Origin of the sequence: Specibacter sp. NPDC078709, assembly GCF_040686795.1 — a bacterium.
Classification (GTDB): Bacteria; Actinomycetota; Actinomycetes; order Actinomycetales; family Micrococcaceae; genus Specibacter.
On the sequence record NZ_JBFBLU010000007.1, the window covers coordinates 87,891 to 108,193 of the forward strand.

Sequence of the window (20,303 nt, forward strand, 5' to 3'; positions counted from 1 at the left end):
TGAGTAGTTCTCGATTTCGCATCCCGCAAAAGCACTGGTAAAGTATTCTCTCGTTGCCCCCCTAGCTCAGTGGTAGAGCGCGTTCTTGGTAAGAACGAGGTCACCGGATCGATTCCGGTGGGGGGCTCGCAAATGAGTAGGCTCGTGTCAAGACGGTTTGTCCGGGGCGGCACGGGCCATGCTCATTTATGGCGGCATAGCTCAGTTGGTTAGAGCGCACGACTCATAATCGTGAGGTCCCGAGATCGAGTCTCGGTGCCGCTACAGGAAGAAGAACCCCGGATGCCCAACGGCGTCCGGGGTTTTTTCATGCCTGCGGGTAGCTGACATTGGGGGTTAGCGGGTTAGCGGCCAAAATGTGTGTACAGCCCGGGCGCGTCAGGGGCTTCTGCTTCGAAACAGCAGATGCTGCGCTGAACCTGTTCGAGACTGCAGAAAACGCGACAAATTCGCGATGTTCATCGCATCATCTGCGTTTTCAAATCCGCCATCCTCGAGTCGCCATGTATGGCCCCGAAAATGCGATTAAACGGGCCATATCTGACGACTCGAGTGCGGCATCTGGGGACATTGAAAGAGCAGATAACGTGACTTTGCCATCGGTGGGATCGCATTATCTGCTCTTTCAACGTTGGCGGGCGTGCCCAGGGCGCCCAGGGCGCCCAGGGCGCCCAGGGTGCCGGTGCCGCGGGGTTAGCCCACCCGGGGGTTATCCCAGAGGCATGGCGTAGGCTGCCTCCAACAACGTTTAAATGTGCAGAGGAGCAAAAGTGCAGAAGGTTCTTATCATTGGCGGGCACGGAAAAGTCGCCCTGTTGCTGGCGCCGCTGCTGAAGGCGGCCGGGATGGAGGTCACCTCGGTGATCCGCAACGCGGCCCACATTGATGACGTTGCGGCCACGGGAGCAACCCCTGTGGTGCACGACGTCGTTTCCTCCTCCCACGAAGAGCTCACCGAGCTGCTGGCCGGCCATGACGCCGTTATTTGGTCCGCAGGTGCCGGAGGCGGCAGTCCCGAACGGACTTATGCCGTGGACCGTGACGCGGCCATCGCGTCAATGGAGGCTGCCGCAGCTGCCGGTGTGCAGCGCTATCTCATGGTCTCCTACCTAGGCGCCCGGGCCGACCATGGTGTGCCGGCCGAGAACAGCTTCTTCGCCTACGCCGAGGCCAAGGCCGCGGCCGATGCCCACCTGCGCTCCAGCTCCCTGGCCTGGACCATCCTGGCGCCGGGAGCGCTGACGTTGGACGTGCCCACCGGACTGATCGACCCGACCCCGGCAACAGCCCGTGAGGCGGGCGCATCTGGCAACACGTCCCGCGCCAACACAGCCCTCGTGGCTGCTGCGGCACTGCAACGCCCGGACACCATCATGCGGACCATCGAATTCAGCGACGGCCAAGTGGCAATCGAGAAGGCCCTCACCCCGTAAAGTAAAGTCCGTGGAACAGCTCATACTGATCATCGGACTCCTTTTCGCGACAGTGGTAGCCGTGGGGCTGGGCGACAAGCTCAAGCTCCCATACCCGGTGCTCATGCTCATCATGGCGGGGGCGCTGACGTTCATCCCGGGGTTTCCGGACCTCCGGATTGAACCCGAGCTGATTCTGCCGATCTTCCTGCCCCCGCTGCTCTTTGCCACGGCGCAAAAGAGTTCCTGGGCGGTCTTCCGCATTCGTTGGCGCACCATCCTCCTGCTGGCGGTGGCGCTCGTCGCGGTCTCAACAGCCGCCGTCGCAGGTGCCGCGTGGCTGTTGATCCCCAGCATCGGCATCCCTGCAGCCATCGCCCTGGGCGCCATGTGCGCCCCGCCGGACCCGGTCGCTGTGGAATCCATCGCAGGGCGCGTGCACATGCCGCGCCGGCTCATCACTGTGTTGCAAAGCGAAGGCCTGTTCAACGACGCAGCAGCCATCGTGATCTTCCAGGCGGCTGTGGCCAGCGCCATGGACGGTGAGCCGTTCGGGCTGGGTGTGGTCGGCAAGTTCCTGCTGGGAGCCGCCATCGCCGTCGGGGTTGGCATGGTCATGGGCTGGGTGACGGGCCTGATCACCAAACTCATCACATCCTCCGTGGCCCGCAGCGCAGTTACTCTTGTGGTGCCTTTCGCCGCCTACATCCTGGCCGAGGAGGTGCATGCCTCGGGAGTGATCGCCGTCGTTGTCACGGCACTTGAGATCAAGCGCCATGCCCGGGCGGAGGACGCCGCCGAACGCATCACCCGCGCAGCGTTTTGGGATGTGGTGGAACTGCTTGTCACAGGACTCGCCTTTGGACTGGTGGGTCTTGAGGTGCGCGAGGTCATCAAGGTCGAGGGATCGGACATTTGGGGCATGCTGCCGTTGGCGATTGCCATCAGCGTCCTGGTGATTGTGGTCAGGTTCCTGTGGTTTGGCCTCCTGGCGCTCTTGTCCAAGAAGCACGACGGCGAGCTGCCGCCAACCAGCCTCAAGGACGTCGTGATCCTTTCCTGGTGTGGCATGCGCGGGCTGGCCACGTTGGCTCTGGCCCTTGCACTGCCGGCGGTGCTGCCCTCCGGTGAAGTGTTCCCGGCCCGGCACGAGATCATCGTCGTTGCCTGCGCCGTGCTGCTGACAACGCTGGTGCTCCCGGGGCTGACCCTGCCGTGGCTTATGCGGGTGCTCAAGGCCACCGACGACGGCGCCGAGGAACGGGAGGCTGCCAAGGTACTGGCCCTGCGCGCCCAGGAGGCTGCCGTCGCAGCCCTACACAACAACGAGCTGATCAAGAACCTGCCACCGGAAAAGCTGGCCCTGGTCAAGGCCAGGATGCAGCGCCTGCAGGTCGAGCTGCTCGATGGCAGCCTGAAGAATGAGAGTAAGGATGAGCGCCGCCGCCGCGGCCGGGAGCTGGCCATCGCGGTCCAAACCATCGCACTGGACGCGGCCCGGGCCGAGGTGCTGGATGCCCGCAACGAGCCCGACGCCGATCCTGAGGTCGTTGACAGGGTGCTGCGGCAATTGGACCTGCGCACCATGATCATGCCTGAGAGCTAGCGCACCCCCGGACGCTCGCTCACATACGGGGCTGTTTCGACGAGCCTTCGCTCACTACCGGGGGAGGCGCCCCACGATCCAAGGAGAACTTGATGACGGCTGTTTCAACGTCCACCGACCGCCTGCTGCTGTCCCGTCCAACGCCGGGCGATGCCGCCGGGATGTATGCCATCTGCAGCGACCCCCGCGTATGGACACATTTCCCCAGCCTGCGGCACACGGCCCAGTCCCAGACGGCCGCCATGCTGGACGGGTTCACGGCCAGGTGGGAGCAGGACGGACTGGCTCCATGGGTCGTCCGGGCGCAGGGAGAGCCGGCGATCATCGGCCAGGGCGGCTGCTCCATCAAGGCCGGCGTGTATTGGAATCTGGGCTACCGATTCTCCGCCGACGTCCACGGCAGGGGATACGCTACGGAGCTCTCCCGGGAGGCCGTCCGCCAGGCCAAGGCGCTCCGCCCGGAACTGCCCATCGTGGCGTACCTGCTGGAACACAATGCCGCCTCGGCGCGGGTTGCCGAAAAGCTCGGCCTGACGCTGGTGCACAGGGGGCCCGACGCCGGCAATCCAGACCCTGCCGCCGTTCGCCTCGTGTACGCGGACCGTCCGCTGGGCCCGGAGCAGCTTGCCGCAACTCTGGCCTGACCCCTCAACAGGACCCTCCCTCACTAATTGGGCTAATTTCAGAAACGCTCCCTCGGCCGACGCCGGACCCGGCCTATGCTGGGGCAATGGACTCCCAACCTGATGCGGTTCCCGAAGCACTCACCAGCGCAGAATCCGGCGCATGGCTCAAACCACTGATCGATTCGCAGTGGCATGACATGCATGCCGTGGTGCCACGCGGCTTCCCCGCCTACGCGCGAATCTTCCATCCGACGCAACGGGACAGGCCGCTGGACACCAAAACGTGGCACGGGCACGATCTGCCCGCCATGGGTGAGTTCGAACAGCAACAGGTGGGCTGGTCCGCCGTCGCACAGGCCTTTGGAAAGCAGATGCATGCGCTGGCCCAATTCAATCGCCTGCCGGGCCCGGAGACGCCGCGGCTCGGCCCCCTTGACGCGCAAGGATGGCGGTACTCCAACCCGGAGGTAGGCAACCTCGCCCCGGACGTCTTGGCCAAGGTGGCCGCCTACCTGTGCGAGGACACCGCCACGCCGGAACATGGCGTCACCGCCGTTTGGGACGGGTGGGGCGGTCTGACCAGCTCGGCCGGATATGTGCAGCTGACCCAGGGCGAGGATGGCGCCAGCTGGGTCGCCCCGCAGCCCGAGCAAACCGGCCCCGGCCTGCTGCCCGCGGATGTGGTCAACGGTGAAAAGTTGGAACTCCCCGGCCGGAGCTACTTCCTGTTCGAGACAGGGGCGCGGTTCTACGCTGATCCGAGCTGGGTAAACCATGCGCCATGGCACCACGAGCCGCAGTGGCCGCAATCGCCGAGCATCCTGTGGCCTCAAGACCACAGCTGGGTGTTGGTCACGGAAATTGATTTTGATTCCACAGTGGTGGGCGGCAGTTGGGAACTTATTTCGGCACTGGCACAGGATCCGGACATTGAGGCCTTGGTACTGCCAGCCGGCGCGGATCTGACATGGGACGCGGACGTACCCAACCGCCCTGTGGTCTAGACCAGAGGCGGATAATCTGGTGCAATCCGCCAGACTATCCGGCGCAGCTTTGTAGCTCAGCACAGCTCATAGGAATGATTTGCCGTATACGGTAGATATATGTCTAGCATCGTTGGCAATGAAGCCGCTTCAACTCCTGTCCGCACCCGCAACATCCCTGCAGAGATTGCACGCTCATGGCTTCTGGTTCCGGCAACCCGTCCGGAGATCTTTGACGAGGCCGCAAGCTCTCGCGCCGACGCCATTGTGCTGGATATTGAAGACGCCGTTGACCCCAAGATGAAGGATGCGGCCCGTGCCGACGTCATCGACTGGCTGCGCAACGGCGGCCAGGCCTGGGTCCGCATCAACGACGTCCACTCCAAGTTCTGGGCCGACGACGTCGCCAACCTGCGCAACGTCCCCGGACTGCTCGGCGTCATGCTCGCCAAGACCGAACAGGCCGAGCAAGTCAAGGAAACCTACCACCGCCTCGACGGCAAGACCCGCGTGCTGGCCCTCGTCGAATCGGCGCTGGGCATCGAGGAAGCCAACAACATCGCCCGCGCCGAAGGAGCTTTCCGCCTCGCTTTCGGTTCCGGCGATTTCCGCCGCGACACCGGCATGGCCGCGGACCGCGAAGCAATGGCCTACCCCCGCGCCAAGCTCGTCGTCGCCAGCCGCGTCGGCAACCTGCCCGGCCCCATCGATGGCCCCACCGTGGGTACCAACCACCCGATCCTGCGCGAGCAGTCGGCCATCACCGTCTCCATGGGCATGACCGGCAAGCTGTGCCTGGCCGTCGATCAGACCACCATCATCAACGAAGTCATCAGCCCCACGCCCTCCGACGTCGCCTGGGCCACGGACTTCATGAATGACTTCAACGCCCGCGGCGGCGTCATCCGCGACGGCTCCGACCTGCCCCGCCTGGGCCGTGCCGAGAAGATCATGAAGCTGGCCGTGGCCTACGGCGTCCAGCCCGCGCTCTAGCCACCATGGTGCAGACGGGCGGGCTGGTCCGGGGCGTCACTTGGGCCACTGAGGGCCCGGCGCTGTCCCTGACAACGGACGACGGCGATGCGCGGCTACCTTTGCTGCCCGGACAATGGCTGAGGTTTGAGGTGCTCTCCGGCGATGGCGTCCCTGCCCGGTTCTGCCTAGGGTTCACCCGGGTAGAGGAGTCGGGGCAGCCGCAGCACTTCCCATGTCCGTCAGGGCAGGGCGCCGAACGTGGCTTCCAATGCGGAGCCTGCTTCGCCAAGGATCAGATGCGGCTCATGCATGACTTCCATCGCAGCGGTCAGGGCTCACCCGGCTTGAAGGCGTACTTGTCGATGCAGCACTGGCTGTACATAGCCACGTTTGCTGACGGCACCACCAAGGTGGGCACAGCCTCTGAACGGAGTAAATGGAGCCGCCTTGCCGAGCAAGGCGCGCTCGTGGCCCGTTACGTGGCCAGGGCTCAAGACGGCTCGGTAGTGCGGCACTTAGAAGATGCCGTTTCAACTAACTTGCCGCCCACTCAATTTGTCCGCGGTGCCGCAAAGTTCGCCGCACTTTTGCATCCTCGGCCACCGCTGCACGTGGAGCAGACCAACAAGGCGATGGCCGACGTCGTGCATGACTATGTGGCGGAGCTTTCCCTCGAAGGTTTCGAGACGGTGGAGGAGCAATGGCGCAGGAGCGATTTCTCCGACGCCGTGGCAACACCCGGCCGGCGCACGGCCTATCCACAGTCGCTGGATGCGGGGCAGCACGGCATGAGGCTGGACTCCATTCTCGGCCCCATTGCCTTGGCCCGATTAGACGGCGCCGACGGAGCGTTCCTGGTGGATCTCGGCGCGCTCAAGGGCCGCAAGGTTCGCTTCGGCAACTTCCAGACCGAGGTCCCGGCGCTGCAAGAATCGCTCTTCTAGCACGCCGCAGCTCCCACCCACGGACCGCCCACCGACGCGCCCACCGCCCCACCGCCCCACCGACGCGCCCACCCACCGACGCTATCGCAGCAATGGTTGGTTTTTCCCGGACCCTATCGCAGCAATGGTCGGAAAATTCGCATCCATATCGCAGCATTGTCGGTCCTCGCGGCCGTGGTTACACTCGGGTCTTTCGCCCGGCAGTGTCTCCCGGCCTCCCCAAGCTCGCTTCGCCCGCTTTGGGTCGCTCGCCCGGTAGACTTAGCCCCGTGCTAAACGACTTTTGGGAAACTGCTCCGCCCGCCTACAAATACGCTGTTTTTGCCGGCATGGGGCTGACCTTCATCGGCATCGTCATCCTGGTGATCGGTGCCATCAGCTCCACGCCGTCCATGACCTTCATCGCACTGCCCTTCATCGGCGTCGGCCTGCTGGCCCACATGGCGTCCCTAGGCCTGCGAGGACGTAACATCCGCAAGGAACTCAAAGCCGCAGAGAAGCGCGAAGCCGCTCGCAAAGCCGGGAATCAATAAGCTACTGACGCTGCCGCAGTCACGTTAAAAGACGGCGCTTGCGGGAAAAGACGGCCGTCTAGGCCCATCTTTTCCCGCAAGCGCCGTCTTTTTCGATCGCTCGCCGCGTGCCGCTCGCCCTGCTTAGTGTTCCACCGGCTCCGGCGTGCTGACGGCACTGCGCAAAGTCCGCGCACACATCAGTGCCGCAACAAGCATGACTATAACGCTGACCATGGCCACGGTGCCCTGACCGGAATCGAAAGCGTGCTTGGCAGATTCCAGCAGCGCATTGGACTGTGCTGCGGGCAACGAAGCTGCCACATCGATGGCACCACCCAAGGTCTGCGACGCGGTCTCATGATCGGCGGCCGAGACGCTCTTCGGAATCACCACATTCATGCGGTAAGCGGCGGCCAAAACACTACCCAAGACGGCGGTTCCCAGCACTGATCCCACCTCGTAAGCAGTCTCAGAGATGGCAGATGCAGCACCAGCCTTCGTAGGCGGTGCAGCGCTCAGGATCAAGTCATTGGAGATGGTCTCTGCGGTTCCCACCCCAGCGCCGAGGACGGCGAAGGCGATCATGATGCCAAGAACGGAACCGTCGGTGTTCAGCCACACGATCAAGAAGGCTGAGGCATTGAGCAACAGCCCAATCACCACTAGCCGTGAGGGCCGGATGTAATTCGCAAGCTTGGCGGCCAGTAATCCAAAGATCACGGTGATGGCCAAGCCCGGCACCAGAACATAGGCGGCATGCGTGGGCGACAGGCCCACGACCAACTGCAAATGCTGGGTGATGAAGTACAAGAAACCGACCAGCGCAAAGATGCTCAACAAGTTGGCGCTGACACTGCCGCTGAACACGGGATTCTTGAACAGTGATACATCCATCATGGGGTTCTCGCGGCGCATCTGCCGGCGCACAAACACCACACCCAGAGCAACACCAGCCACAATGAGTGCCAGGTTGATGACGGAGAATCCGGACTGAGCGATCTCCTTGATGCCGAAGATTGTGGGCACCATGGCGCCGAAAGACAACAAGATGCTCCACACATCGATCTTTCCCGGATTTGGGTCCTTGGACTCCGGCACAAAGATGGGAGCCAGGATCAACAAGGGGATCAGTACGGGCACGCTCATGAGGAATACAGCGCCCCACCAGAAGTGCTCCAGGATAAAGCCGCCCACAATAGGGCCTAGCGCAGCTCCACCGGAGAACCCGGCAGCCCAGACGGCTATGGCTGTCCGGCGCTGGCCGGGGTGCAGGAACAGGTTGCGGATCAGGGACAGCGTTGCGGGCATCAGCATGGCGCCGAAGAGGCCCAAGAGTGCGCGGTAGCCGATCAGTGCTCCAGCATTCGGTGCAAAGGCAGCAAATACAGAAACCACGGCGAAGCCGGTGCTGCCGATGAGGAGGAGTTTACGGCGACCAAATCTATCGGTCATGCTCCCCATTGGAACCAGCAAGGCAGCCAGCACCAGGGGGTATACGTCGATGATCCACAGCAGCTCGGCCGCCGAGGGCGTCAGGGCCAAGGAGATGGAAGGGATGGCAAAGCTCAGCACCGTGTTATCGACAGAGACCAGCAAAACAGGCAGCATCAGCACAGCTAGGGCGATCCAGGAGCGGACGCCGGCGCGTGGAGTGCTCTCCGGGGAGCTGTTTTTGAGTGTGCTGTGTGTCAGTGCCATGACCACAATTCTATACCGTCCAGACGGTTTACTGTACCGTCTGGACGGTTGAGTGTATCACTTCTTGTAGGGTTGTCTCATGACTAATCAACCCTCCGCACGTGAACGGGTTCTTGTCGCCTATGTAGAAATCCTCAATGGGGATGGGCCACAGGCGGCTACTTTGGACGCCGTCGCCGCTTCAGCCGGCGTCTCCAAGGGTGGATTGCTGTACCACTTCAAAAACAAGGAAGCGCTCACCGATGGGTTGCTCGCGCAAGTCCGCGAGTTCGCGGAGCAGGACTTTGTGGCCATGGCTAAGGACCCCGAGGGCTGCGCCAGCTACTACATTCGAACCAGCGTATTCGGTGGCACACCCTTTGATCGCTGCATCGTGGCGGCCCACCGGCTGATCCAAAGTGACGACGACACCGTCCGCCAAGCATTCAACGAGTTGCATGCCCGTTGGTTTGAACTGATCCTGAGCGACGTTGGCGATCCGGCCGTGGCCAGGGCAATCCTCCTGCTAGGCGACGGCATGTACTACAACGCGGCCCTCTTTGGCTTCCCCACAGGACTGAAAAAGCCAGACGGTGGGCAGGAAAACATGGATCTGGACTCCTTGCTGGCCATTGTTGGGCGAATGCGGTCCGAACCGCGGTCTTAGTGTGCGCCAGCCCTCGTCCGGGCTATACGCTTAAGCCCATGACCATCAACCCAGAGCTGCAGGGGCGCAGCTACGCATTAGGTGAACCGTACAGTGTTGGCAGGGAGTCCATTCGCGACTTCGCCAGGGCCGTCAAAGCCACCCATGCAGCCCATTTTGACGTTTCCGCAGCTCAGGCTTTGGGCCATGCCGATCTTGTTGCGCCGCCCACCTACGCCATCATCGTGGCGCAGCGTGCCGACGCCCTGTTGATCAATGATTCCGATTCCGGGATTGATTTCTCCCGTGTGGTGCACGCCGAACAGCGGTTCACCCACCACCGCCCCATCGTGGCCGGCGACGAGCTGCTTGCCGCGCTGCACGTGGACACGGTCCGTGCCATGGGTGGCGGGGCCATGATCACCACTCGCGCTGAAATTTCAACGGTCGACGGCGTTGCTGTCGCCACCACAGTGTCCGCCATCCTGGTGCGCGGAGAGGGACAGTAATGACTGCCACAGTAAACATCGCAGACCTAGCCGTCGGGACCGAGATCGGCTCACGCACCTTGAAGATCAGCCGGGCCGACCTGGTTAAGTACGCCGGTGCTTCGGGGGACTTCAACCCGATTCACTGGAACGAACGCTTCGCCCGTGAGGTAGAGCTACCCGGCGTCATTGCGCACGGCATGTTCACCATGGGTGCGGCAGTGCAGTTGGTGACCGACTGGATCGGTGACCCGGGCGCCGTCGTATCTTATGGAACTCGCTTCACCAAGCCGGTTCCCGTAGCCGATCTCGATGGCGAACCTGGTGCCGTCGTGGAAGTGGCCGGTGTGGTTGGCGCTCTAGATTCCGACGCCGGGACCGCACGTATCGATTTAACCGTCACCTTGGATGGCCAGAAGGTTCTCGTCAAGTCCCAAGCCGTGGTTCGGGTGGCGTGAGTCAGGTTTCCGCTTGGCGTAACGGTGTCGTCACCGCCTACGCCGGTTCCGGGCTGGTCTTTGCCACCTGGGTTTCACGCATTCCTGCCATCCGCGATGACCTGGGGCTGACACCTGGGGAGATCGGGCTGATGCTGTTATGCATGTCTCTGGGATCATTTGTCTCGGTGGCCGTGTCCGGTTTGGTGGTGTTGCGCCTTGGCTCAAAACTCACCTCCCGGGTTGGCAGCATCATCCAAACCATCGGTGTTCTGATCGTAGGATTGGGCGCCACGGTATTTACCGACACGCTGGTGGTGGGGGCCGGGCTCGTCATGGTGGGCCTTGGTACGGGCAGTTGGAACACCTCCTCCAATATTGAAGGAGCCGCTGTTGAACGGGCGTTGGGCCGGCACATCATGCCGCGCCTGCACGGAGCCTTCAGCATCGGCACCGTGGCCGGTGCCGGCTTGGGTGCGCTGGCCGCGTCCTTGCACGTCCCAGTTGCCCTCCACCTGGGCGTGATTTCCCTTGCCGTCTGTGGTGCCGTTCTGATCGGCACCAGCCATTACCAGGCTGACAAGATGAACTCTTCGGGTGCCATGGTTGATCTGGGCGACTCCGGCGCAGTTCCAGGCACCGGACCCATCCCGATCATCACAGTCGGCGCCACCGGAACCACCGGCGCCACCACAACGTTGAGCGCCGAGAAAGCCGCGGCGGCGAAGAAGGCTGGCAAGGCGAAGATCGCTGCCGCCTGGCGTGATCCGCGCACCTTGATGCTGGGTGCACTCGTGCTGGGTCTGGGCCTAGCCGAAGGTGCGGCAGGGGACTGGGTGGCCCTCGCCATGGTGGATGGTTACGGTTCTACCGCCGCAATTGGAGCTATTGGATACGGCATCTTCGTTTCCGCCATGACCATTGGGCGTTTTGCTGGAACCGTGGTGCTGGACAAGTTTGGTCGGGTCAGCGTCCTGCGCGTGGGTGCAGCACTGGCCATCATTGGCTTAGGCCTATTCGTGTTTGCGCCAAACGCCGAGGTCGCTTTGGCCGCACTGGTGTTCTGGGGACTCGGCTCCGCGCTGGGCTTCCCGGTGGCAATGTCTGCCGCTTCCGACGATCCTGAACATGCCGCCGCGCGGGTCTCGGTAGTCTCCACCGTTGGCTATGGCGCCTTCCTCGGAGGACCGCCGCTGCTGGGCCTGCTGGCAGAGCACGTGGGCGTGCTGAACTCACTGCTGGCAGTGCTCGTCATGTTGGTCATTGCCTTCTTCCTGACACCGGTGGTGCGCAAGCCCGCGTATCTGGACGCGAAAGAGCCCGCCCTCAAGCGATAGTCTGGACTGGTGAATGAGCAAAAGCTTCTGAGTTCCCTGACCACCCTTGACGTGGGAGGCCCCGCCCGCAACTACGTTGAGGCCACCACCGAAGCGGAGATTATTGCAGCTGTCAAGGCCGCGGACGAGTCCGGTGAGCCACTTCTAATCCTTGGCGGTGGCTCCAATCTGCTGGTCTCGGACGACGGCTTCGCCGGCACCGTTCTGAAGATCGCCAGCCAGGGTTTCGTGGCGAATTCAGAAGACTCCTGCGGTGGCGCCTCGGTGGTTGTGCAGGCCGGCCACAACTGGGACGACTTTGTCCACCAAACGGTGCTCCATGCCTGGAGTGGGCTCGAAGCACTCTCCGGCATTCCCGGCAGCGCAGGGGCAACGCCCGTGCAAAACGTGGGCGCCTACGGCAGCGAGGTGGCACAGACCATTGCCGCCGTACGCACCTGGGACAGGGAGAAAAACGCTGTCCACACCTTCACCAACCATGAGCTGAAGTTCGGCTACCGTGATTCATTGTTGAAGGCCGCCACCGTCAACGGCTCCCCGCGCTATGTGGTCCTGACCGTGGAATTCCAGCTGCTGCTGGGCCGCATGAGTGCACCCGTGAAATATGCCGAGCTGGCCCGCCGCCTCGAAGTAGAGGTGGGCAAGCGCGCCAATTCGCTGGAACTACGCCGCACCGTGCTGGCCCTGCGCGCATCCAAGGGCATGGTCCTTGACCCGGCCGACCGCGACACCTTCTCCACCGGTTCCTTCTTCACCAACCCCATTGTCTCCGCCGAGATCGCCGCAACTCTGCCCGAGGACGCCCCGCGCTGGCCAGTAGACGAACTGGTCAAACTCAGCGCCGCCTGGCTCATTGAGCACGCAGGGTTCGCCAAGGGCTTTGGGTTGGCCGGTGAACTCACAAATACCAAGTACGACGCCGGGACCCCGCCGCGCGCTTCCCTGTCCACGAAGCACAGCCTCGCCATCACCAACCGTGGCGGGGCTCGCGCCGAGGATATCCTGGCGATCGCGCGCGAGGTGCGGGACGGCGTCGTGCGTGAATTCGGTATCACCCTGGTTCCCGAACCAGTGCTGGTGGGTTGCACGCTGTAGTCCCCACCCGCTCCCCAACACCGCTCCCCAACCTCGTACCTCGGCCGGGGCCCCTCGCGGTCGTGGGCTCAACACCGGCGCGCACCCCTACCCGGGTAGGGGGTTAAGACGGCTCCCGAGTGTGATGTGGACCGCCCAGGATTTTCATAGTGTTAATGGAAAGATTCTGATTTCTATTAACTGGTGATTCCTTCGGGCGGGCCAGCGCGAGGAGCCTCATGTCATCGGCAATACTTGACACCCCGGATGTACTGGATGAAGCCACTGTGCTGCCCAAGCCAGCTAAGAAACGTCCTGCCCGCGACCGCCACGTCACCGATTTCATCCAGCTGACCGAGCAGGTCCGCGCCGCTGGCTACATGGAGCGCGACATCAAATGGTACGTGCTGCGCATGATCCGCCAAGGCATCGGCTACTTGGCGGTGCTGGCGTTGTTCCTGACACTGGGGCAGACCTGGTGGCAGATGATCACGGCCGTGCTCTTCGCCTTTATGTGCACGCAGACCGCCTTCATTTCCCACGACGCCGCCCACCGTCAGGTGTTCGCCTCCGCGAAGAAGAACGCATGGCTGGCCCGCATCACCGGAAACCTGTTTGTTGGCCTCAGCTACGGCTGGTGGATGAACAAGCACGGTAAGCACCACCTGAACCCGAACAAGATTGGTGTTGACGGCGACATCGATCCCGGCGCCCTCGTATTCGACCCCGAGAACGCCGCCAAGCGCACCGGCTTCGCCAAATGGTTCGCCCGCCGCCAAGGTGCTTTCTTCTTCCCGCTGCTGACACTGGCCGCTCTTGACCTCCACATCGCCGCGGTCAAGCGAGTCCTTGACCGCAAGCAGGTTGTGCCTGAACGCACGGCCGAGATTGCACTGCTCGTAGTCCGCCTCGTTCTGCTTCCGGCCTTCACCGTCTGGTTCCTGGGCTGGGGCATCGGCTTGGCATTCGTAGCCGTGCAGATCATGGGCCTGGGCCTGTACATGGGTTGCGCATTCGCACCCAACCACAAGGGCATGCCGCTAGTTCCCAAGGACGTCAAGATCGACTTCATGCGCCGCCAGACCCTCATGAGCCGCAACATTTCCGGTGGCTGGTGGGTTGATGTTGGCATGGGTGGTCTGAACTACCAGATCGAACACCACTTGTTCCCCACCATGTCCTCCAAGAACCTCAAGGCCGTTCAGCCGATGGTTCGCGAGTACTGCGCCGAGCGCAACATCACCTACACGGAGACCACGCTGGGACAGTCCTACATGATTGTCATGCGATACCTGAACAAGGTAGGTCTGGGCCAGCGCGATCCCTTCGAGTGCCCCATCACGGCGAGCATGCGCACCGCCCGCTGACACCAGCCCTCCCCAACCTCGCTTCGCTCGGCCACGGGATACTAGGCCACGGGATACTCGGCCAGGGGATCCTCAGGCGCGTGGGCCCACCACGTCGTCGGCCGCCATTAGAGTGGGTGAATGAGCGTCAAACTCACCCCGCCCACACTTGCCCGGCTGCGTCTTGCAGCACAAGGAATCCTGCCAACGTCCACCAGTCCCACACCGGGGCCGGTGGACGTTGTGCGTTCGCTGACGGCCTTGCAGGGGCAGGACTTCCCGGGCGCGCTGTGGTCCATCGGTCTACGGAGCCCCGGAAGCACTCGCGCCGACATTGAAGCAGCCTTCAACCGCGGCGAGCTGGTGCGCTCGTGGCCCATGCGCGGGACCCTCCACGTCAGCGCCGCCGAGGATCTGGGCTGGATTCTGGCCCTCACCCGCGATCGAATGATCACCAGTTTGGCCGCCCGCCACCGTGAACTGGGAATCACGACGACGGATGTTGAGAAAGTGCGCGAGCTTGCCGTTGCGCTGCTGGATCAGTCAGGCGAGAGGCATCCCGGCTGCGAGCAGACTGGCGGGAGAGTCTCCCGGGACGCCCTATTGGCCGCCTTTGAGCAGGCCGGGCAGCAGACCAAAGCGCAACGGGGGATACATTTGATCCTCATGCTGTGTCTGCAGGGCACATTGGTGCAAGGCCCCATAAATACCGCAGCCGGCAATGGCAACACCCAGTTCTTTGTCCGCAGCGAGCACTGGATCAAGAACCCGCGCGTGCTGGAACGGGACCAAGCCTTGGCCGAGCTGACACTGCGCTACTTCCGCAGCCACGGACCGGCAACCATCAAGGACTTCCAGTGGTGGGCCAAGCTGACCCTCAAGGACATCAACGCAGGGCTTGCACAGGTGAAGGAGCAGCTGGAAACAATCGACTGCAACGGTGTCAACTACTATTTGGCTCCGGAAACGGTAGAGCTGCTCGGAGGCAGCACCTCAAAAGCGAACGTCCCCGGCGTCAGATCGCTCCTCCTACTTCCAGGATTCGACGAATATCTGCTGGGCTACACGGACCGCAGCGCCGCACTGGCCCCGCAACACGCCCCGTTGACGGTGCCTGGCAATAACGGGATGTTCAAGGCGACTGTTCTAGTGGGCGGGCAAGTGGTGGGCACCTGGCGCAAAGCGCAGGGTGCGGGGGAGAAGCAAAGGCAACTGGCCGGCGTCGTACTTCCGGAGCTTTTTGCAGGAATTAGTCTGGCGCAAATGAAGGCCTTGGACACAGCAGCGAAGAAATACGCCAAATTCCTCGGAAAATAACCAGCGGCCCACGCTCCGCCAACTCTAGGAATCAAAAATGCGCCCGTCCCCCAAAAATGCGCCCCGTAGAGCGGGCGCATTTTTGGGGGACGGGCGCATTTTTCGCACCCTGGCCGTACGTTAGAGCGTGCCGACGGCGATCTTGAGCATGCGGCGCAGCGGCTCGGCGGCACCCCAGAGGAGCTGGTCGCCCACGGTGAACGCGCTGATGTATTCCGGGCCCATTTCCATCTTGCGGATGCGGCCCACGGGGATATCCAGTGTGCCCGATGCCGCCACAGGGGTCAGGTCCGCCATGGAGGCTTCCTTGGTGTTGGGAATGACCTTGGCCCACTCGTTGTCGTTGCCCAGCAGCGATTCGATCTCGGCCACGGACAGGTCCTCGCGCAGCTTGAGCGTGAGCGCCTGGGAGTGGGAGCGCATGGCGCCAATGCGTACGCAGAGGCCGTCCATGATGATCTGGTTTTCGGCGGAGGTGCCTAGAATCTTGTTGGTCTCGACCCCGGCCTTCCACTCTTCCTTGGACTGGCCATTGCCCAAATCGGCATCGATCCAGGGGATCAAGGAACCGGCCAGCGGCACGCCGAACTGCGAGGAGTCAACGCCCTCGCGCTGGTGGGCCAGGACCTTGCGGTCAATGTCCAAGATGGCCGACGCCGGGTTCTCCAGTTCGCTAGACACCTCGGAGTTGAGCGTGCCGAACTGGTTCAGGAGTTCGCGCATGTGGCGGGCGCCGCCGCCGGAAGCTGCCTGGTAGGTCATGGAGGTGCCCCACTCGACCAGGTTGTTTTTGAACAGCCCGCCCAAGCCCATGAGCATGCAGGAGACGGTGCAGTTGCCGCCGATGAAGTCCTTGGTGCCGTTGGCCAGACCGGCGTCGATGACGTCGCGGTTGACGGGGTCCAGCACAATGATGGAATCGTCGTTCATGCGCAGGGTGGAGGCGGCGTCCAGCCAGAGGCCGTCCCAGCCGCGCTTGCGCAAATCGGTGTGCACCTGGCTGGTGTAATCCCCGCCCTGGGCGGTGACAATAATGGGAAGTTTCGCCAACGTATCAATATCAAAGGCGTCTTCGAGCTTGCCGGCATCGCCAGCGCCTGTAATCACCGGGGCGTTGCCGCCGGCGTTCGAGGTGGAGAAGAAAACGGGGTTGATATCGCCGAAGTCGCCTTCGTCCTGCATTCGCTGCATCAGAACGGAACCGACCATGCCGCGCCAGCCGACAAGGCCGACGGAAGGAACATTGTTATTGGTCATGTTCCAAGTTTACGGGGGTAGGGCAAACTGACGGCAAATGCGTGTCATCTAATGAACATGTACGACGGCGTTTCGCGCCTCCGTGGAGGCCGGGGGCAGTGTTATTCGGCCGAAAATTCCGTCTCGCCCTTGGCCCACATGGTGATCCGGTACTCGGTGCCGTTCTTGGAGGTGTGCCAGCCCTGCAGCGGCGACGCCCCACGGAACGTCCATTCCTGGCCCAGCCCCGGCGCCTGCGTATCGCCGGGAACGTCTGTATTGATGACGGTCACCACGGCCACATTGCAATGCTCGGCAGCCTGTTCAAAGATTTCCCCGCCACCAATGACCCACACCTCGTTGCCGCCGGGGGAGAACTGCGCCTCAACGAGTGCCTCCTCCAAGGAGTCAAGCACGACGGCGCCACTCGCCTCAGGAGTGGAACCCCACCCCTGCTGCCGGGTCACCACGATGTTGGTGCGCTCCGGAAGCGGACGGAACCTATCCGGGAACGATTCCCACGTTTTGCGCCCCATGACCACGGGGTGGCCTAGGGTGACGCGCTTGAAGTGAGCCATGTCCTCGGGCAGGTGCCAGGGCATGCCGCCCTCAGCCCCAATGACGCCTTGGTTGGTCTGCGCCCAGATCATGCCAACAATGGGCTGGGTAAAACGGTAAGTGGAGGGGGACTCGCTCATACTGCTATCGGCGCCTTAATCGAAGGGTGGTGCTGGTAATCGACCAGTTCAAAGTCTGCAAAATCGTAATCAAAGATCGAGTCAGGCTTGCGGGTGAAGCGCAGTTTTGGGTACGGGTACGGTTCCCGGGAAAGCTGCTCGGCAACCTGAGTCTGGTGATCGTCGTAGATGTGAACGTCGCCGCCGGTCCAAATGAACTCGCCGGGCTCCATGTCCAGTTGCTGCGCCATCATCATGGTCAGCAAAGCATAGGAGGCAATGTTGAACGGCACACCCAAGAAAGTATCCGCCGAGCGCTGGTACAGCTGGCAGCTGAGCTTGCCGCGGCCGTCCTCGGTGGGGGCAACATAGAACTGGAAGAAGGCGTGGCACGGCGGCAACGCCATGTTCTTCAACTCGCCAACATTCCAGGCCGAGACAATGTGACGGCGCGAATCCGGGTTGTCCCGCAGCGAGTCCATGACGGTGGAAATCTGGTCGATGTGCTCCCCGTCCGGCGTGGGCCACGAGCGCCACTGGACGCCATAGACGGGACCCAGCTCGCCGGCGTCGTCCGCCCACTCATTCCAAATCTTGACGCCGTTTTCCTGCAGCCAACGCACATTCGAATCGCCGCGCAGGAACCACAACAGCTCCATGGCGACCGACTTGAAATGCACCCGCTTCGTGGTGATCAGCGGGAAACTCTCGCTCAGATCAAAGCGCAGCTGCCGGCCAAAAACGCTGCGCGTGCCGGTGCCGGTGCGGTCTGACTTCGCGGTGCCGTTGGCCAGCACATCGCGCAGCATGTCTTCGTACGGGGTCAAAATTGACGAGGTATGGATGATAGCAGTCACACCAAACAGTCTACTTCTACTTGCCGCGCTGGTTTAGGCGGCCCTGGAGTAATGTGACAATCATCTTGGCATCCAGCCCGGCTGCCTCACCCACATTAATGAGATGGTCGACGGCGGCCATCACCTCAACGGCATCACCCGTCGTCTCCGGTGGTGGAACGTGTCCAGACCCGGCGTCCGCCGGGCGAGCCTGCGCTAGTCGAGCCTGTCGAGACTCGCTTTTCGCAACCACAGTTCCTTGGCGCCGGTTGGTGATGACGATCCCTGCCGACTCGAGCTCCTTGTAGGCTCGGGCCACCGTGCCTGCGGCGACGCCAAGGTCGGCGGCCAAGGCGCGGACAGTCGGCAGGCGCGTACCGAGCGGGAGTTCACCGACGGCGATGAGCGAGGAGATCTGAGTCTGGATCTGTTCGTAGGGAGGAGTTCCCGTTTGCAGGTCAATGACAATCTGAGCGTCCATGGGCGCTACTTGTTCAGACTCGTGGTGCCCGTAGCGTTCGCTGCTGCTGGCATGAAATCGGCAGGTGTGAAGCCCCGTACCGGGTAGAAGCAGAGGGTAGCTGCCACCACAAGGCAGAACGCGCCGACCATCCCGAACTCAGAACTCGCTGACTCCCCGCCAAACGTTGGCTCCGTTCCTACGTTCAGTGAAGCGGCCGCCAAAAGTGCGAACAAGCCACCGCCCACTGTCCGGCAGATTCTAAACAAAGAGCGCCTGCGCAGCGTTCTATCCAGCAATTCCGACGCGTTGCTCAAGCTAGGGCTCCGAAGGACAACCGCTGCCGAAGCTACGCCTCCGCCCACGAGCGCCACGGCGCAGATAAGAGGAACCAAGAAGTGGGGTGTGGAGCTACCAAAGCTGGGCCAGTCGTACATGCCGCCCTTGTTGATGCTGCTCACCATGCTGAGCATAGGAACGAGACTGAGCCCACCAATAGCAATGGCGACAAGAAGAGTTGTGGGGACGGCAGCCTTGAGCTGGGTCCGGGTAGTGCCAGGTGTGGCGTAGTTTTTTCGTAACAAGAGTTCCAAGCCCAAGTGTGAGAGCAGCACGAAAACTAGGGCGAGAGTGAGTGGACCCAGCCAGCCAAACCAAGGGATCGTCAGCAGCCCAACAAGGAGACCAAGGGTGCCAGCAATAGGCGCCGTTACACCTGCCGCGTTGCTCAGTTTGGCCGCGGCGGGGCCGTCTCCTGCGGACGTCGCTACAGATCGGCCGGTGTTGAACAAAGCGTTGTATCCGGCGTCGTCGGTTTCAGAATCCAAGAACGGAGGCTTCCACAGGAGCATGGCGATCAGGACCACCATGTTGATGATGGCCAGCCAGTTTACCCAAGATGTCGCGGTAGAGTCCGGCGCGGGCTGCATCAAATAGTTGCCCGCAATGGCGCCAAGCCCTGAAGCCACCGTTGCTGAAACACGCAGCAAACGGTTCATGCCAATTGTGCGTAGGGTCTTGTTTTGCTCCGGAGTCAGATGCTCAAGAGATCTGCGTGAGGCAATCAGGCGCATGACCAACAGAGTGCCAGCGGCCAAGGCAACGAGCGCTACGGTCAATGACACTGCCAAAACATAGCCGGGTGCCCGGCCGTACTCGGTCTGGGAGGATTGACCGGTCTCACCGAGAATGACACTTTTGGCGGAGATGAGTCCGGGGGCGAAGAAGAGAAACGTCGTAATAGCTGCTGTCAGTGTGAAGATGCCGGCCACAGTCCAGCCCAGTGCTGGCTCAACGTAGTCGCGGGTCCGTCGAAACTCTAGGACGGCTATACGGCGGGGTGACTTTGGTGCGGGCCAGGTGGATTGACCGATGGTGTGGACCGCGAGTACCGCCACCACCGGGCCGAGGATGGCAAACCAGGGGATGGTGGACCAGTTGCTTGCGTAAAACTGGCCGGGATCGTAGATTCCCGCCCGGTTGGCTCCCGACAGGCTGCTGACGGCCCACGCGATCAGCCCGGTCCAATACGCATGCCTGCGGATGTACTCCAAGGATTTGGATTGCCCCTTAGTCCACACAAATACGCGCAGAATAAAGTAGGTCACGACGGCTATGCCGATGCCCGCGGTGCCCAAGACGATGAGCTTTTCCATCCAGTTGATACCAAACATCTTGCCCCCATAACCGATGAATCTTTGTACCGAGTGTA

At 62.3% G+C, this 20,303-nt stretch carries 20 protein-coding genes and 2 tRNA genes; 16 read left to right on the plus strand and 6 right to left on the minus strand.

All coding sequences use genetic code 11. From position 1 onward, the window contains the following. The first annotated feature begins 55 nt into the window (after nucleotides 1-55). The 9 genes from AB0P14_RS13610 (at nucleotide 56) to AB0P14_RS13650 (ending at nucleotide 7,079) form a co-directional block, all read left to right on the plus strand. Nucleotides 56-127: transfer RNA gene (locus AB0P14_RS13610), tRNA-Thr, on the plus strand. Between the two features lie 63 nt (nucleotides 128-190). Then, nucleotides 191-264 (plus strand) — tRNA-Met (locus AB0P14_RS13615). A 506-nt stretch (nucleotides 265-770) separates the two neighbouring features. After that, complete coding sequence (locus tag AB0P14_RS13620) at nucleotides 771-1,433, plus strand: NAD(P)H-binding protein (protein ID WP_363843161.1); 663 nt, start codon at nucleotides 771-773, stop codon at nucleotides 1,431-1,433. Nucleotides 1,434-1,443: 10 nt separating this feature from the next. Next, nucleotides 1,444-3,018, plus strand: coding sequence for a Na+/H+ antiporter (locus AB0P14_RS13625; RefSeq protein WP_363843164.1), 1,575 nt, complete (start codon nucleotides 1,444-1,446; stop codon nucleotides 3,016-3,018). Nucleotides 3,019-3,110: 92 nt separating this feature from the next. After that, nucleotides 3,111-3,662: a GNAT family N-acetyltransferase gene (locus AB0P14_RS13630; RefSeq protein ID WP_363843167.1), complete on the plus strand. Its 552-nt coding sequence runs from the start codon at nucleotides 3,111-3,113 to the stop codon at nucleotides 3,660-3,662. Between the two features lie 86 nt (nucleotides 3,663-3,748). Beyond that, complete coding sequence (locus tag AB0P14_RS13635) at nucleotides 3,749-4,648, plus strand: hypothetical protein (RefSeq protein ID WP_363843170.1); 900 nt, start codon at nucleotides 3,749-3,751, stop codon at nucleotides 4,646-4,648. Between the two features lie 99 nt (nucleotides 4,649-4,747). Beyond that, a complete protein-coding gene (locus tag AB0P14_RS13640; RefSeq protein WP_363843173.1) occupies nucleotides 4,748-5,620 on the plus strand; it encodes a CoA ester lyase in 873 nt (290 codons plus the stop codon). 5 nt (nucleotides 5,621-5,625) lie between these two features. Further along, nucleotides 5,626-6,546, plus strand: coding sequence for a DUF2797 domain-containing protein (locus tag AB0P14_RS13645; protein ID WP_363843176.1), 921 nt, complete (start codon nucleotides 5,626-5,628; stop codon nucleotides 6,544-6,546). Nucleotides 6,547-6,815: 269 nt separating this feature from the next. Continuing rightward, nucleotides 6,816-7,079 (plus strand): DUF3188 domain-containing protein, encoded by a 264-nt coding sequence (locus AB0P14_RS13650; RefSeq protein WP_363843179.1) that lies wholly within the window; start codon nucleotides 6,816-6,818, stop codon nucleotides 7,077-7,079. Nucleotides 7,080-7,202: 123 nt separating this feature from the next. Here AB0P14_RS13650 and AB0P14_RS13655 read toward each other — a convergent pair whose 3' ends face one another. Beyond that, nucleotides 7,203-8,759 (minus strand): MFS transporter, encoded by a 1,557-nt coding sequence (locus tag AB0P14_RS13655; protein ID WP_363843182.1) that lies wholly within the window; start codon nucleotides 8,757-8,759, stop codon nucleotides 7,203-7,205. A gap of 79 nt (nucleotides 8,760-8,838) precedes the next feature. Between AB0P14_RS13655 and AB0P14_RS13660 the strand changes: the two genes are divergently transcribed. The 7 genes from AB0P14_RS13660 to AB0P14_RS13690 all read left to right on the plus strand — a co-directional run bounded on the left by AB0P14_RS13660 (nucleotide 8,839) and on the right by AB0P14_RS13690 (nucleotide 15,383). Continuing rightward, nucleotides 8,839-9,405 carry a TetR/AcrR family transcriptional regulator gene (locus AB0P14_RS13660; RefSeq protein WP_363843185.1) on the plus strand — a complete coding sequence of 189 codons (567 nt, stop codon included), beginning with the start codon at nucleotides 8,839-8,841 and terminating at the stop codon, nucleotides 9,403-9,405. Between the two features lie 38 nt (nucleotides 9,406-9,443). Next, nucleotides 9,444-9,893 (plus strand): MaoC family dehydratase N-terminal domain-containing protein, encoded by a 450-nt coding sequence (locus AB0P14_RS13665; protein ID WP_363843188.1) that lies wholly within the window; start codon nucleotides 9,444-9,446, stop codon nucleotides 9,891-9,893. Then, nucleotides 9,893-10,330 carry a MaoC family dehydratase gene (locus tag AB0P14_RS13670; RefSeq protein WP_363843191.1) on the plus strand — a complete coding sequence of 146 codons (438 nt, stop codon included), beginning with the start codon at nucleotides 9,893-9,895 and terminating at the stop codon, nucleotides 10,328-10,330. The genes AB0P14_RS13665 and AB0P14_RS13670 overlap by 1 nt, the downstream gene beginning before the upstream one ends. Next, nucleotides 10,327-11,646, plus strand: coding sequence for an MFS transporter (locus tag AB0P14_RS13675; RefSeq protein ID WP_363843194.1), 1,320 nt, complete (start codon nucleotides 10,327-10,329; stop codon nucleotides 11,644-11,646). Before AB0P14_RS13670 ends, AB0P14_RS13675 begins: the two co-directional genes overlap by 4 nt. 9 nt (nucleotides 11,647-11,655) lie before the next feature. Further along, nucleotides 11,656-12,741: a UDP-N-acetylmuramate dehydrogenase gene (locus AB0P14_RS13680; protein ID WP_363843197.1), complete on the plus strand. Its 1,086-nt coding sequence runs from the start codon at nucleotides 11,656-11,658 to the stop codon at nucleotides 12,739-12,741. A 218-nt stretch (nucleotides 12,742-12,959) separates the two neighbouring features. Next, nucleotides 12,960-14,087: an acyl-CoA desaturase gene (locus AB0P14_RS13685; protein ID WP_363843200.1), complete on the plus strand. Its 1,128-nt coding sequence runs from the start codon at nucleotides 12,960-12,962 to the stop codon at nucleotides 14,085-14,087. 120 nt (nucleotides 14,088-14,207) lie between these two features. Further along, nucleotides 14,208-15,383 (plus strand): winged helix DNA-binding domain-containing protein, encoded by a 1,176-nt coding sequence (locus AB0P14_RS13690; protein ID WP_363843203.1) that lies wholly within the window; start codon nucleotides 14,208-14,210, stop codon nucleotides 15,381-15,383. A 120-nt stretch (nucleotides 15,384-15,503) separates the two neighbouring features. Here AB0P14_RS13690 and asd read toward each other — a convergent pair whose 3' ends face one another. The 5 genes from asd to AB0P14_RS13715 form a co-directional block, all read right to left on the minus strand. Further along, complete coding sequence (asd, locus tag AB0P14_RS13695) at nucleotides 15,504-16,640, minus strand: aspartate-semialdehyde dehydrogenase (RefSeq protein ID WP_363843206.1); 1,137 nt, start codon at nucleotides 16,638-16,640, stop codon at nucleotides 15,504-15,506. Between the two features lie 101 nt (nucleotides 16,641-16,741). After that, nucleotides 16,742-17,317, minus strand: coding sequence for a dihydrofolate reductase (locus AB0P14_RS13700; protein WP_363843209.1), 576 nt, complete (start codon nucleotides 17,315-17,317; stop codon nucleotides 16,742-16,744). After that, on the minus strand, nucleotides 17,314-18,105 hold the full coding sequence (locus AB0P14_RS13705; protein WP_363843511.1) for a thymidylate synthase: 792 nt from the start codon (nucleotides 18,103-18,105) through the stop codon (nucleotides 17,314-17,316). Before AB0P14_RS13705 ends, AB0P14_RS13700 begins: the two co-directional genes overlap by 4 nt. 64 nt (nucleotides 18,106-18,169) lie before the next feature. After that, entirely contained in the window at nucleotides 18,170-18,613 is a 444-nt protein-coding gene (locus AB0P14_RS13710; protein ID WP_363843212.1) for a GntR family transcriptional regulator, read from the minus strand. Between the two features lie 5 nt (nucleotides 18,614-18,618). Beyond that, nucleotides 18,619-20,265 carry a hypothetical protein gene (locus AB0P14_RS13715; RefSeq protein ID WP_363843215.1) on the minus strand — a complete coding sequence of 549 codons (1,647 nt, stop codon included), beginning with the start codon at nucleotides 20,263-20,265 and terminating at the stop codon, nucleotides 18,619-18,621. Nucleotides 20,266-20,303 lie beyond the last annotated feature (38 nt).

Excerpts from the sequence above, each read along its gene's own strand:
- AB0P14_RS13630 (WP_363843167.1), top strand. The coding sequence starts at position 3,111 with ATGACGGCTGTTTCAACGTCCACCGACCGCCTGCTGCTGTCCCGTCCA.
- AB0P14_RS13635 (WP_363843170.1), top strand. The coding sequence starts at position 3,749 with ATGGACTCCCAACCTGATGCGGTTCCCGAAGCACTCACCAGCGCAGAA.
- AB0P14_RS13640 (WP_363843173.1), top strand. The coding sequence starts at position 4,748 with ATGTCTAGCATCGTTGGCAATGAAGCCGCTTCAACTCCTGTCCGCACC.
- AB0P14_RS13645 (WP_363843176.1), top strand. The coding sequence starts at position 5,626 with ATGGTGCAGACGGGCGGGCTGGTCCGGGGCGTCACTTGGGCCACTGAG.
- AB0P14_RS13655 (WP_363843182.1), bottom strand. The coding sequence starts at position 8,759 with ATGGCACTGACACACAGCACACTCAAAAACAGCTCCCCGGAGAGCACT.
- AB0P14_RS13660 (WP_363843185.1), top strand. The coding sequence starts at position 8,839 with ATGACTAATCAACCCTCCGCACGTGAACGGGTTCTTGTCGCCTATGTA.
- AB0P14_RS13665 (WP_363843188.1), top strand. The coding sequence starts at position 9,444 with ATGACCATCAACCCAGAGCTGCAGGGGCGCAGCTACGCATTAGGTGAA.
- AB0P14_RS13670 (WP_363843191.1), top strand. The coding sequence starts at position 9,893 with ATGACTGCCACAGTAAACATCGCAGACCTAGCCGTCGGGACCGAGATC.
- AB0P14_RS13685 (WP_363843200.1), top strand. The coding sequence starts at position 12,960 with ATGTCATCGGCAATACTTGACACCCCGGATGTACTGGATGAAGCCACT.
- AB0P14_RS13690 (WP_363843203.1), top strand. The coding sequence starts at position 14,208 with ATGAGCGTCAAACTCACCCCGCCCACACTTGCCCGGCTGCGTCTTGCA.
- asd (WP_363843206.1), bottom strand. The coding sequence starts at position 16,640 with ATGACCAATAACAATGTTCCTTCCGTCGGCCTTGTCGGCTGGCGCGGC.
- AB0P14_RS13700 (WP_363843209.1), bottom strand. The coding sequence starts at position 17,317 with ATGAGCGAGTCCCCCTCCACTTACCGTTTTACCCAGCCCATTGTTGGC.
- AB0P14_RS13705 (WP_363843511.1), bottom strand. The coding sequence starts at position 18,105 with ATGCTGCGCGATGTGCTGGCCAACGGCACCGCGAAGTCAGACCGCACC.
- AB0P14_RS13710 (WP_363843212.1), bottom strand. The coding sequence starts at position 18,613 with ATGGACGCTCAGATTGTCATTGACCTGCAAACGGGAACTCCTCCCTAC.
- AB0P14_RS13715 (WP_363843215.1), bottom strand. The coding sequence starts at position 20,265 with ATGTTTGGTATCAACTGGATGGAAAAGCTCATCGTCTTGGGCACCGCG.